Source organism: Marinomonas sp. SBI8L, from assembly GCF_001624705.1.
In the GTDB taxonomy this organism is placed as follows: Bacteria; Pseudomonadota; Gammaproteobacteria; order Pseudomonadales; family Marinomonadaceae; genus Marinomonas.
Map to the genome: position 1 here is coordinate 209,177 of NZ_JSEO01000009.1, position 13,437 is coordinate 222,613.

10 protein-coding genes are annotated in these 13,437 nt (G+C 40.8%); 8 read left to right on the plus strand and 2 right to left on the minus strand.

Annotated elements, in window-relative coordinates:
• The first annotated feature begins 4 nt into the window (after window positions 1-4).
• The 3 genes from OA91_RS15095 (at window position 5) to trmA (ending at window position 4,495) form a co-directional block, all read left to right on the plus strand.
• On the plus strand, window positions 5-2,587 hold the full coding sequence (locus OA91_RS15095) for a hypothetical protein (RefSeq protein ID WP_157203849.1): 2,583 nt from the start codon (window positions 5-7) through the stop codon (window positions 2,585-2,587).
• Window positions 2,588-2,590: 3 nt separating this feature from the next.
• The gene (mtnN, locus tag OA91_RS15100) at window positions 2,591-3,289 is read left to right on the plus strand and encodes a 5'-methylthioadenosine/S-adenosylhomocysteine nucleosidase (RefSeq protein ID WP_063339089.1); all 699 of its coding nucleotides are present in this window, start codon (window positions 2,591-2,593) and stop codon (window positions 3,287-3,289) included.
• A gap of 108 nt (window positions 3,290-3,397) precedes the next feature.
• Window positions 3,398-4,495, plus strand: a complete 1,098-nt coding sequence (gene trmA, locus OA91_RS15105) for a tRNA (uridine(54)-C5)-methyltransferase TrmA (protein WP_063339090.1) — start codon at window positions 3,398-3,400, stop codon at window positions 4,493-4,495.
• A gap of 59 nt (window positions 4,496-4,554) precedes the next feature.
• Here trmA and OA91_RS24440 read toward each other — a convergent pair whose 3' ends face one another.
• The gene (locus OA91_RS24440) at window positions 4,555-5,160 is read right to left on the minus strand and encodes a hypothetical protein (RefSeq protein ID WP_063339091.1); all 606 of its coding nucleotides are present in this window, start codon (window positions 5,158-5,160) and stop codon (window positions 4,555-4,557) included.
• A gap of 204 nt (window positions 5,161-5,364) precedes the next feature.
• On the opposite strand from OA91_RS24440, the gene serA reads away from it, so the two are divergent.
• Entirely contained in the window at window positions 5,365-6,594 is a 1,230-nt protein-coding gene (gene serA / locus OA91_RS15115) for a phosphoglycerate dehydrogenase (protein WP_046018267.1), read from the plus strand.
• 63 nt (window positions 6,595-6,657) lie between these two features.
• On the opposite strand, the gene OA91_RS15120 is transcribed toward serA, so the two are convergent.
• Window positions 6,658-8,619, minus strand: a complete 1,962-nt coding sequence (locus tag OA91_RS15120) for a methyl-accepting chemotaxis protein (RefSeq protein ID WP_063339092.1) — start codon at window positions 8,617-8,619, stop codon at window positions 6,658-6,660.
• Between the two features lie 418 nt (window positions 8,620-9,037).
• On the opposite strand from OA91_RS15120, the gene OA91_RS15125 reads away from it, so the two are divergent.
• The 4 genes from OA91_RS15125 to OA91_RS15140 all read left to right on the plus strand — a co-directional run bounded on the left by OA91_RS15125 (window position 9,038) and on the right by OA91_RS15140 (window position 13,055).
• Window positions 9,038-10,150, plus strand: coding sequence for an extracellular solute-binding protein (locus tag OA91_RS15125; RefSeq protein ID WP_063339093.1), 1,113 nt, complete (start codon window positions 9,038-9,040; stop codon window positions 10,148-10,150).
• Window positions 10,151-10,271: 121 nt separating this feature from the next.
• Window positions 10,272-11,360 (plus strand): ABC transporter ATP-binding protein, encoded by a 1,089-nt coding sequence (locus OA91_RS15130; RefSeq protein WP_046018270.1) that lies wholly within the window; start codon window positions 10,272-10,274, stop codon window positions 11,358-11,360.
• A complete protein-coding gene (locus OA91_RS15135) occupies window positions 11,353-12,240 on the plus strand; it encodes an ABC transporter permease (RefSeq protein WP_046018271.1) in 888 nt (295 codons plus the stop codon). Before OA91_RS15130 ends, OA91_RS15135 begins: the two co-directional genes overlap by 8 nt.
• Window positions 12,237-13,055 carry an ABC transporter permease gene (locus OA91_RS15140; protein ID WP_063339094.1) on the plus strand — a complete coding sequence of 273 codons (819 nt, stop codon included), beginning with the start codon at window positions 12,237-12,239 and terminating at the stop codon, window positions 13,053-13,055. Before OA91_RS15135 ends, OA91_RS15140 begins: the two co-directional genes overlap by 4 nt.
• Window positions 13,056-13,437 lie beyond the last annotated feature (382 nt).

The window sequence follows — 13,437 nt, forward strand, 5'->3', positions numbered from 1 at the left end:
AATTATGGCAATGGATAAGGTTGCAGTAAGTCTAAGAAAGCGACATAGGATGCAAATTGCTCTTGTACTTATGTCTGTTTATATTTTAGTGGCTATTGTGCTTTTGTTTGTTACCAAGGATCAAATTGAGCGTGATAATCAAGCAGATCTTGCGGTTCGACATTTTACGGTTTCACAGGCTTTACATGGTTTTTTGTTAAGTGCTGAGTATGAGTTAAGCAGTACAGTACAAGTCTTGCTAAATACAAAAAAACAAATGGACCTAGATTTGGGGCGTTTATTTGATCGCCATGATGAGTTCTTGTTCGGCAGTTTAGACTTCTTTTATGTAGAGTGGGCTGAGCAAGGAAGCATATTAGACCCAAGAACCCATTTGTTTACTCAAGACTCAATAGATAGGCTTATTGCTAAGTCTAAATTGGGTCGCTGGACTTTGCAGCAAACCCAAGATGGTGCAAGCATTCTGATTAACAAGAAAAAAATTGTGAACCTAGATGGTGACTGGAAAGGTTATCTATATGGTTTTATATCGCTTAACAATAATGTCACCTTAGCAAATCGATTACTAAAGAGTGCTGAAATAGATGAGATAAAACTCTTATCTCCTGAACAAGATATCCTGTTGTCTGAGCGTCATTTATCTTTACCAGAAAACTTAGCATTAAACTTCTATCGCGCAGATTTACAGATAGTAAAAGAAGGCTTAGCTTTCGATCTACAAATAGCCAAACAGGTGGCTAGTTCCAGCACTGTCTGGCAAAGATACCTATATTGGATGGTTTTCTTTAGCATAGGTTTGTTCCTCTTGTACTTTGTGCTTGTGCAGTTATCTCAGCGTTTATTTAACCATGCGCTGCATATGTTTGAATTGGGGCTTGATTCTGATGATGAGTCAGAGTTTATCGAGCTAAGGCACTTACAGCGTAAAATGAATGATAAAAGTGCTCAGGTGAGTAATCAGTTAAGCCGATTCAATTTATTAATGGATGCTTCAAATGCAGCCATTATTTTTTGTGATGATGTGGCCTTGGTGCAAAACATTAATCATAAAGCCAGTACCTTATTCTCCGAAAGTAACCGTGGCCGAACTGTATTTGATTTCATGCCTGTTGCTTGTCATCAAGCATTACAAAAAGCCTTAAAGGGTGAAGTCGGAATAGAGTTTGAGCTGACGATTCCAAATGTAAATAGTATTTATCAGTGGCAGCTCATTCCTTATATGACAGATAGCCATTACCGAGGCGTGGCATTAATTGGGCATGATGTTACTCATATTCAACAGTTAGAATGGCAATTGAATGAGCTAAAAGTGGAAAGCTATGGACCATCAAGCTCGGTTGAAATAGATCTCATATTAAATGAGATTAATCATCAAATCGTTTTCTTTGATACCGAGTCTTTTGTTGAAGCTAGAAATTGGCAAAAGGCGATAGTCACCTGTTTAAGTGAGCTTCTTAATGAGCCCTCTAGCATGGATCAAATTACATTAGGTGATTTGTTGCAACAGCGCCTTTTACTGACGCCTTGTGACTTAGGTAGGTTTGGCTATCTTAAAATTGAGTGTGATCTAGCGTCTGCTTTGGTGCAAAGTCGCTGGAGTACGGATTTAGGTTTATTAATTAATGCCTTGGTTTTGTCTGTACATGCTAGTGAGTTAATTGAAGAAAAGCGGCTTTCAATTTGTGTAACAGAAAATCAATTACGTTTTGAAGTGGTTGGTATCAGTGATACTCGACCTATTTTTGCTTGGTTAAATAAAACTATTTGTGGACGTTTAGGGATAGAAGCAAAACGGGTTAAGACGAATCAGATCTCCATTGTATATCCTTTAGGAGAAACACCTCTCGGCCGTATTAACTTGCCTGATAATATTAAAGTTGCTTGGTTGGCAAATGATTATGCTATGGCCAATCAGGTTGAAGCTGTGCTGAAGAAACTAAACTGCTCTGTACATGCATTTTCTTCCGCTGAAAGCTTTTTTACAGAAGTGGGTAGTACGGACGAGATAGATATCCTATTAATCGCTTATGACGAATTACAGCCTGAGTGGCGAGAGCTGCCTGCTATTTTGCAAACTCGATTGGCACGCCAAAGAATTCCTGTCGCTTGGGTAGGTAATCAAGATAAGCATGAGATAGATGGCTACCCTAATTTCTCTGCTTGTGCACATGAGTACAGTCTCGCAAGATTTATTGAACCAATTTTAAGTTTGGATAGCATCGCCTTACAGGACTGTTTGGCAGATGATGATGCTTGGTTAGTTGTGGGTGGTTCAAGTATCAGTCGTGCGATATTGTATGAAGAGCTTACCCAGCTTAAAATATCCCCTTATTTGGTACCTTCATTAGAAGGTCATTTATCACTATTTAGCCATCAAAAAGTTAAAGCCGTACTCTTGTTAGATGATGTGGATAATGAGCATATTATTTGGCTAAGAAAAGAGCACGCTAATCTGATGATAGTGTCTTTGAGTTCAGCTCCCAGTTCTGGGGTTAATCAATATCAAATGAAAAAACCTTATCGTAAAGAGCAAGTGAAATCCCTAGTTGAATTTGTTCATAATAAAATCGCCCTGTTTGAGGAGTAATATATGAGTTTGGTCGCTATTATTGGCGCAATGGAAGAAGAAGTCGCCCTAATAAAAGGCTGGATGACAAACCTTGAGACCCAGTCAATTGCGGGTTGTGAGTTTTATCAAGGGCAGCTAGACGGGAAAGACGTGGTATTGCTGCAATCTGGTATTGGTAAAGTAAACGCCGCCGTTTCTACTACCTTGCTTTTATCAAAATTTGCGCCGTCTAAAGTGATTAATATTGGTTCTGCTGGTGGTTATGCTCAAAGCTTAAACGTAGGTGATGTGGTTATTTCTGATCAAGTTTGTCATCACGATGTTGATGTTACTGTGTTTGGTTACAGCATGGGTCAAGTGCCAGGTATGCCTGCAACTTATGCTGCGGATGACGCTTTAATTGCAGAGGCGAAAGCGGCTGTAGCAAGACTTGATCTAGTTAAGGCTGAAGTGGGTCTTATCGGAACAGGCGACAGCTTTATGCAAGACCCAGTAAGAGTTGAGAAGGTAAGAGCGGACTTTCCTGCTTTACTTGCTGTGGAAATGGAAGCGGCTGCAGTTGCGCAAGTATGTGTTAAGTTTGAAACGCCTTTTGTGGTTGTTCGTGCTTTATCTGATATTGCGGGTAAAGAGTCGTCACAAAGCTTTGAAGAGTTTCTAATTGTTGCTGCTAAAAACTCGTCAGCCATGGTACGTGAAATGCTAAGTGCACTTAATTAACCTTCCTTAATCTTTTCATAACGGGTTCCCTTAACTAGATTCGCATTGTCTTTAGGGAACTCGTATAATCCCGCGCCTAATCACATCATCTGACGAGTTGGAACACGCATGAGACCGGATCAAATTCAAATCGATCAATATCAGCCGCAATTGGCCGAAAAAATCAGTCACCTTGACGAACTTATGGCGACCTTGGATTTGCCGGCTGCTGAAGTTTTTGAAAGTGAAGCAAGTCATTATCGTATGCGTGCAGAGTTCCGTATCTGGCATGACGGTGATGATATGTATTACGCCATGTTTGATTCGAAAGATCCAAGAACACCCATTCGCGTTGATCAGTTTCCCGTTGCGTCATTAATGATAAATGAATTGATGCCTGCTTTGTTAGAGGCTGTTAAGACAGTTACCATATTGCGTCATAAACTGTTTCAGGTTGATTTCTTAACCACTCAGACGGGTGAAGCACTTATTAGTATGCTTTATCACAAACCAATTGATGACGAGTGGTTTGCTGCTGCGCAAACCTTGAATGAGGCCTTCCCTCATTGTCATTTTATTGGCCGTAGTCGTAAGAAAAAAATGATATTAACCCGTGACTTTGTTATGGAGACCTTGACCGTAAATGGCAAGAAGTATCATTACCAGCAGGTTGAAAATAGCTTCACACAACCGAATGCTGGCATTAACGAATCTATGTTGAGCTGGGCGCTGGATGTAACGCAAAATGAATCTGGCGATCTGTTAGAGATGTATTGTGGTAATGGTAACTTCTCGATTCCATTGGCGCGTCGCTTTGATCGTGTTGTCGCAACCGAAATTTCTAAAGTGTCAGTCAATTCAGCTCAGTTGAATATTGCAATTAATGGTATGTCGAATGTACAAGTCGTGAAGATGGCGAGTGAAGATGTGTCCGCTGCATTAAATGGCCAAACTGAATTACCAAAACAGCTGGTTCAAGCAGGAATGGAAAGCTTAGAGCCAAGCGTGGTTTTGGTTGACCCTCCAAGAGCCGGGTTAGATTCAGATACGGTTGAATTGATTCGTAAGGTCGATAAGATCCTTTATATTTCTTGTAACCCTGAAACACTTAAAGCAAATTTAGAAGCGCTAGCAGATACCCATGACGTTAAGCGATACGCTGTATTCGATCAATTTCCTTATACTCATCATATTGAAACAGGTGTGTATTTGGTGCGTCGATCTTAGGGTTAAGGTGATCAATAAAAAAGCGGCTATGGACCGCTTTTTTGTGTCTGTGATTCGAGTTAAGCTCGAGTACTAATTGACTGACCTAATGCTGATTCAGGGCTTATATTGTATTGAGTTACCACACTAGCACTACGGCTGGTGTTATTTGGACTCGATTGAATCGGTGGGGGAGAGCTTTCAGCAGTACGACTTTCACTTGGTTCAGGCTCTTCTCTTCTGGGCTCTTGTCTTGGTGTTTCTTCAGGTGCTTGGGCTCTTGCTTGTCCAGATTCAAGTCTTAACTCTTCTTGTGTACCTATATTTAAGGTTTGGTCATTATCAGTTTGTGAATCGCTAAACTCTGCATTACCTGCGTTAGCGTATCTTTCTTCGCTAATCTCAATGGTTCTAAAGCTTTGGGTTATACTTCTCTCAGTTTGTGAAATCTCTGCCCTAAATGCTTCACTTTGTTGGGTGCTCTGTACTGTTTCTCTCTCTAGTGTTTCTTGGGCTAGCTGTCTGCCGGCGGCAGAAAGGTCTACTCTAACATCTGGACTAGAGATTGCAGTTGAAGGAGAAGAGAGGTTGGTGCTGGAATTTGGCGTGCCGACATTAAGCGAGTCTAAGCTTTGCGGACTCGCAAGCGTCGATCTATCAGCTATAGGTAAGATGCCAGTTTCCATGGGAATGCCATTTTGTACAATTTATGATCAATAAGTTTACTCTAATTTGGCCATGTCTGCCAAATTAGTTTTGCTGAATAGTCAGTATTAATTATTTTCTTATCATAATGAAATACATTTGAGTATCTTGTCTGCGACATACATTGTTGTGTGTTAACATGTTTGTGATTTTTCCCCACACCACGAAGAGAAGTTAAACAAGTCATGAGTACCACCTCACTAGATAAAGCTAAGATTAAGATTTTACTGCTAGAAGGCGTGCATCAATCTGCATTGGATGCGCTTAATGAAGCAGGTTATACCAATATAGAATTTCATAAAACTGCGTTAGCTGAAGATGAGCTAATCGAAAAAATCGAAGAAGCGCACTTTATTGGTATTCGTTCCCGTACTCAGTTGAATGAGAAAGTGCTTTCCCACGCGAATAAGCTAATGGCTATTGGTTGTTTCTGCATAGGAACTAACCAAGTTAATTTGGAAGCAGCGAGCGCGAAAGGTATTGCAGTCTTTAATGCGCCTTTCTCAAATACTCGAAGTGTTGCTGAATTAGTCATAGGCCAACTGATTCTATTATTGCGCGGCATTCCTGAAAAAAGTGCGGTTTGTCACCGTGGTGGATGGATGAAATCAGCTGTAGGTTCCTACGAAGCTCGCGGTAAACGTCTGGGTATCATAGGCTACGGTAGCATAGGAACACAGTTGAGTGTTTTAGCTGAGTCACTGGGTATGGAAGTTTACTTCTATGACATTGTGACCAAACTACCTTTGGGTAATGCTCGCCAAATAAAAAGCCTGAACAAGCTTTTGTCCACCTGTGATGTAATTAGTTTGCATGTGCCAGAAACAGCATCAACCAAGCTTATGATTGGTGCTGAAGAGATTGCTCGTATGAAAGATGAAGCTATCTTTATGAACGCATCTCGCGGAACCGTTGTAGATCTTGATGCCTTGGCAGCAGCCATGAGAGAAGGGCGCTTAAACGGTGCCGCAATTGATGTATTCCCTGTTGAGCCTAAAGGTAATGCTGACGAGTTCGTTTCACCTCTTCGTGGTTTGGATAATGTTATCCTGACACCTCATGTAGGTGGTAGCACAATGGAAGCGCAAGAAAATATCGGTGTTGAAGTAGCTGAAAAGCTAATTAAGTACTCTGATGTAGGTACAACGATTGCGTCTGTTAACTTCCCTGAAGTTGCTCTACCAGCACAAGATGGCAACCACCGTCTATTGCACATCCATGAGAACCGTCCTGGTATCTTGACTAAGATTAACGGCATCTTCTCTGATAACAACATTAACATCACAGGCCAATACCTAAGAACCAGCGAAAACATTGGTTATATGGTGATGGATGTTGATGCTTCAAATAGCGACTTAGCTTTGGAAAAAGTGAAGGAAGTTGAAGGTACAGTACGCGCACGTATCTTATTCTAGCCGTCAGCGTTACCAATAAAAAAGGGCGATCTTATATCGCCCTTTTTTTGTATCTTTGAAAGTCTAAATACCTAGGCTGACAGAAATTTCATTGACGCGTTTGGTGATGGTCGCAGAAACCTTACCTAAAAACTGCTCTGACTCATGAGCCTTATCTTTCACCTGAGACATGGCGTGATTAAGGGACTGCATTTCGGTTTTTTGCTCTGCAGCATAGCGAGTTGCCTTTTGCGCTAATTCAGTGGATTGCTTAGATTTTTCACTGACTTCAAAAGCTGAATCACCAAGTTGTGCAGTTAGGCTTATCTGGGTGTCACTGGCCGACTCTATTTTGTCTAGAGACTGGCTTAAGTTCTGAGTTGAGGAAGTAAGACGGCTTAGAATTGAGGTGATTTCGCCCAAAGAGTCTTGGGTTTTGCTGGATAAAGTGCGTACTTCAGTAGCAACGACAGCGAAGCCTCTTCCGTGTTCGCCAGCTCGCGCTGCTTCAATTGCAGCATTTAAAGCCAGCAGGTTAGTTTGCTCAGATATGTCTCGAATAGAGGAGACAATAGAAGAAGCGTCATTGACTGAATCTTCTAAACCATTAAGTGATTGGCGGCTTTGAGTGAGCGTTTGCATCGCTATTTGATTTGCCTGTTTTAAGCTTTGCGCCTGTTCCACACTGCTTTGCATCGCAAGGCTAGTTTCGCTCGCATACCCTTCTACTTCTTGTGCTCTGACTTCTGCTTTGTTGGCAAGAATGTTGACTTGTTCAGTAATACTCGTGGTTTTGCTTAGTTCGTGGTTTGATTCTTGATTAAGCTTGTTGATGTCATCAAAAGCATTGAGGACTTTGTTTAAGGAGTCGGATATCTTGGCAAGCTCCTTATCCCGTTTTTGTTTTTGTGTCTCAACATAAGCTAGGTATTGATTAAAATAATGCGCAGTTTCTGATAGTTCGTTTTTCTGCTTGCCAACATTAATAGGCTCTGAGCTTTGCGTCTCAACAAGAGAGGTGACAGCAGATAAAAGGTTCTTAGCGCTTTTAACAACAATACGGGAAAGGAATAAGTGAGTAAGAGCGCTGACAATCACCATCAAGAGAATAAACAAAGTAAAAGCGAAAATGATTTTTTCTTGAGTTTGCTCTGATTGAGTCGAAATAGCTTGGGTGCCTAGTTCAAGCTTTGCTTGCAGCCCACTTACTTGAGCGCGTAAATCCGCTTGGGCATTTTGCATATGAGTAATACCGCTAAGGCTGTTATTCACATCTTTCATGTATCTATTAACCCAAGAGCTAAGCTCAGACTGCATTTCGGTGATCGGACTTTCGCTTTCCTCTTGCTCTTCTTCTGCCCAACCCATTAAGGCGCTTAAATCATCCGTTTCTTCTACTTCTTCTTGGCTTGAAAAGTTATTTGGTAACGCAGACATAGCGCTAACCGTTTTGTAAAAGGTGTCTGCTTCAGAAGCTAAAGCGGCTTTGTTCTTTACTGTATTGGCTTGTAGGAATTGCTCGGTATTATCGCTAAGACTAATAAAGTGCTTTTTAAGTTTTGCATCCATTTCTAAAAGCATGACTTTGTCCGACAAACTTAGGTTTGTATGGGGCTGATTAATAAAGTCAGAATAAGTATCGATAGCTTGTGACATTTGGCGCTGATTGTTGCGTATTAGTGCAAAGGTATCACCTGATAATTTGCCGGCCGCTCGGATATCACCATCTAGTTTTAAACTAATGCTTTCCAAAAGAGGGCTGATATCGGTTTGAATTTGGCTTGGTAACTCAGTTAATTGTTGTTTGATATCTGTATTAATGAGGTTGATCGACTCTTGTAACTTGGTGGCTTCACCAAAGCTTAAGTAACTTTCAATTTTATCTTTTAGGGACACACTCGCCAGAGTTAATAGTTGGTTATATTGATCTGTCGTTGCCATCGTCTGACGAAATTGCAGGATGCTCCAAGTGAGAGTTAAGGCAAGTAAACTAGTGATTAAAAGATAGGTGAAAGTCGTAATTTTAGTAACACGAGAAATTGTCAAAATTCTTACCCTTTGTTTACGTATGTTACAAAACATTAAGATATTGTGAAGTAATGTATAAAAACTAGATGTCAGTTTTGTTACATTGATCCGCAAAATAAGAAGAAGAGTAGAATTTTTTTAAAATAAAGATTAGTGAAGAGAAATGAACATAAGATCTTCAAAATAGAAGAAAAAATGTCGAATATCGCAAATTCATAAAGGGTTTTTATAACTTCAATTTATGCTTTTTTTCACTTTTATATCAAAATTGACTTCCAAATTCATCGCAGTGTCATTATCGTGTTGTAGTTTCTTTTATAATTAAATGAATGTTTAAAGATAAAGAAACGTTCAGTTAATGTTTAAAAGACCTAGATACACAGAATGATTTAAGTCTAATCCCATATTAATAATAAAGATTTAGCGGAGTAAGAACATGACCCTTTCACGTCGTAATTTTGTTAAAAGTGCGACCGCAGCAGGCGCGGTTGCAGCAACACCTTTTAGTATTAGTAAAGCGGTTGCAGCAAATAAGGAACTACGTATTTATGCGTGGGCCGGCTATATCACAGATGAAATGCTTGCAGACTTTAAAGCAAAAACAGGTATTAATGCTACTTTCACTCCTTATGGTACTAATGATGAGTTGATGAACTCATTACGTGCTACCGACGGTACTGGTTTCGACATCATTATGCCGACAGTGGACCGTGTACCTGGTTATGTTGATTTTGATCTAGTACAACCACTAGATACGTCTCGTGTTAACTGGGAAGGCTGCCTTGAGAGTGCTGTAAAAGGCTCTGAAGTAGGTGGTATTGTTGATGGTAAACGTTACTTTGCACCTTCTGATTGGGGTACAGAGGCGATTGCTTTTAACACAGATTACGCAAAAATTGATCGTAACAATTTAAGCTATGGTGACCTTTGGAAACCAGAGCATGCTGGTGGTGTTACCGTACGTGGACACTCAGCATTGGTAGGTATTGGTTTATGGCTTGAAAGCATGGGCAAACTACCTTACCCACTACTTGATTCTTATAAGAATGAAAAGGCAATGCGTGCTAACTTTGACGTCATCTTGAAAACGGCTACTGAGCACAAAGCAGCAATTGCTCAGTACTGGTCTACAGAAAACGAAGCACAAGGTGCATTCCGTACGAATGGCGCCATCATTGGTCAAACTTGGGACAGCACTGCATTCAAACTTAAGCAAGAAGGTGAGCCTATTGCTTATGCAGCACCAAAAGAAGGTGCTCTTGCTTGGATGGAAGGCTTTGTTATTCCTAAAAATGCTAACAATGTTGACTCTGCTTACGAATTTATCAACTGGTACTACACACCAGAAGCAGGTGCAATGTTCGTAGAATCGACAGGTTATAACTCTACTTCGAAAGGATCTGATGCGCTTCTACCAGAAGCAACTAAACAGTTCTTCCAAGAGTCTTACACTGAGAAAGAACTGAAAAATCTATGGTGGTGGCCTATCCAAGAACCTTGGTATGTGGCTTTGCGTAACGAATACCAAGATCGTTACCTATCTGCATAGAACCTCCTAAATAAAGCTCCTAGCCCAACATTTGGGGTGGGGGCTTTTTTTGTCCCTTATTATTTACCTGCAAAGCTTAATGTTTGTGGCAGGTTAGCGTATATGAAAGTAGAGAGAAAAAATGGATAGCAGTGTTCACCTAGATAATGTTGTTATGAATTTTGGCGATTTCACTGCCGTTCAGAAAACAGATTTAAAAATAGAATCAGGCGAATTTTTTAGTTTTCTTGGTCCATCTGGTTGCGGTAAAACAACCATACTTAACATGATTAGTGGCTTTCTAGATCCTAGTGAAGGGGATGTTAGAATTGGCGGAAAAGCCATGCGTGGCGTACCTGCTAACAAGCGCCCTACATCAATGATTTTCCAAAACCTTGCTTTGTTTCCGCTTATGACAGTGGCGGAGAATATCGAGTTTGGTCTTGAGGTGCGTGGCGTATCTAAAGCAGAGCGTAAAAAGACCTCAGATAGATTATTAGAATTAGTTGCATTAGATGGTAGTGGTACTAAACAAGTATCAGAGCTATCTGGTGGACAAAAGCAGCGTATCGCGATTGCACGTGCTTTAGCAGTAGAGCCTCAAGTTCTTTTGCTAGATGAGCCATTATCCGCTTTGGACTTAAAACTACGTCAACATATGCGTACTGAGTTAAAAGAAATTCAGCGTAAAACTGGCATTACCTTCATCTATATTACTCACGACCAAGGTGAAGCATTAACCATGTCGGATCGAGTGGGTGTTATGTCTGCGGGTAAACTTCAGCAAGTTGCCGACCCAATTACTCTATATCGTGAACCTAAAACAGAATTTGTTGCCTCCTTCGTGGGTGAGAACAATGCTATTGCAGGTTCAGTTGAAGGTGTTGAAGGTAATAATGTAACAGTTAATTGCGCTGGATTAGGTCTACTAACCGGTCGTGGTATTGGTGCAATTACAAAAGGTCAGCAGGCTAACTTATTTATACGCCCTGAGCTTATCCGTGTGGGTCAAGCGGCTGATGCTGGCTGTGATGTTAGATTTGAAGCCAATATTACAGAAATTAACTTCGAAGGGTCTTACCTAACACTCAATACACAAATTGGAGCGCAAAACATTGCCGTTCAAATTGGTGCTGAGCAATATACCGCAGACCTTGTTGCTGGAGCCAAAGTGAAACTGGGCTTTATTAGCCAAGATGCAGTGGTAATTGCAAGGGGGGAGAATGTTTAGCCAATTAAAAGCAAGATTTGGTGGTGGCATGGCGCTGGGTATCCTCGCCATGATTGCCCTATGGTTACTTGTGCTTGTGATCCTACCTCAGTTCTTAATGGTAGATTACTCTTTTAGACCTAACCTACTTCCTAAAGAAGTGGGCGGACCTAAAGATACTTACTCTCTGATTAACTATGAGACCCTGTTTGGTAACCAGATTCACCTAGCCATCTTTGCCAAAACAATTTGGTCGAGTGTTTTGGTTACCTTACTAACCTTATTGGTTAGTTACCCTTTAGCGTTTTACCTCGCTAAAGTCGCAACACCAAGACAGGCGGCATTATGTATTCTTCTCTTAATTATTCCTTTTTGGATTAATGAGATCCTAAGAACCTTTTCTTGGTACATCATACTTGCATACAAGGGTCCACTAAATGCATTGCTATTAGCGTTAGGCTTTATCGATAGACCGATTCGATTCTTGTCTGGCGATACTGGTGTCATGATAGGTATGGTTTATGCCTATATTCTGTTCATGATCTTCCCTATCTATAATGCGATTGAAAGCTTGGATATGAACCAGATCAAAGCGGCTAGAAACCTTGGTGCTGGTTGGATAAGAACTCACTACAGAGTCATTATTCCTCACGCCAAGCCTGGTATTGCAACTGGTTGTATCATGACATTTATGTTGGCGGCGGGTAGTTATGCTGTGCCAGCATTACTTGGCTCACCTGGTAGTCGTTGGTTTACTCAGATAATTTATAACTGGTTCTTCGAAGGCGGTAACTGGAACCAAGGTGCAGCATATGCCTTCTTGCTATTAATTATCTGTATCGGTTTCATTGCATTAGTGATGCGTGTCTTTAAAGTTGGTCTAGGAGATATCGCACGATGAAATCCGAAACTATTTTACGCTGGGGAATTCGCTTCTATATAGGTGTGTTTTTCACTTACTTATTTATCCCTCTCATTATCATGGGGGCAGCTACTTTCAATGACAGTCGTTTTCCAACGGTTTCTCCTTGGAAGGGGGCTACGTTAAAGTGGTTTGAAGCCTTGGCTCAAGATGGTGCCATGTGGCAAGCCCTTTGGACGAGTATCATAGTTGCAGCGGGAGTTCTTGTTGTCGCTGTGCCGATTGGTATTTGCTGTGCTTTATTCTTGTCTACTTATCACGGAAAGGGAAAAACCTTTCTTTACTCCTTGATGATGTCTCCTCTTTTAACACCTGGTGTTATCGTAGGTATCTCAACACTTATTTTCTGGAAAGGAATGGGTGTGAGTGGTGGGGTGATGCTGACAGTCATTGCACAAACAACCTTTATCGCTGCCTATGTCATGTTAATGGTGCTTGCGAGGTTACAGCGTTTTGATAGAACGCTTGAGAATGCTGCTTTAAGTTTAGGTGCAAACCAATGGCAAACTTTCCGCCGTATTCTTTTGCCTTATTTAAAGCCAGCCATTATCTCTGCTGCCGCAATTGCTTTCTTACAGTCGTTTGAAAACTACAATACGACCTTGTTTGTGAAAGGCTATGATACAACCTTAACGGTTTATATCGCTTCTAAAGTAAGAACCGGTCTAACTCCTGCAGTTAATGCCTTGGGTCTTATCATGATTTTAACCACAATCGCGATTGCGGTAATTTACGAACTTAAGCGTCGTAAAGAAGCTGCACAAGCGGCTAAGTTGGTGTCGGCTGAAGACTAGTTAGCTAGGTATTTAGAAATAAACTTTAAAAAAGCGAGTTTTGCGAATAGATGGAAGCAAAACTCGCTTTTTTTGTATAAAAACTGGCCAAATCTGAAACCCCTGCTAGGCTATTCATCACTTTTGAGATTAATTGATAAATATTCGAGAAAGTACTTGCCATAAAAAATGAGATGCGTATTATACGCATCCACTGACACGGGGTAGCAAAAAAAGCTTACACCGACAGCTTACCAAGTAAGCGACTACAAACAGAACATTGTTTAGTAAGTCAGACGCTCTTTAAAATAGTTAATCAGATAATTTGTGTGGGCACTCGCTAGAGACTTCAGCAAGTTGTTCGAGTTGTTAATTGTTTATTCAATTGATGTTCGAATGACTA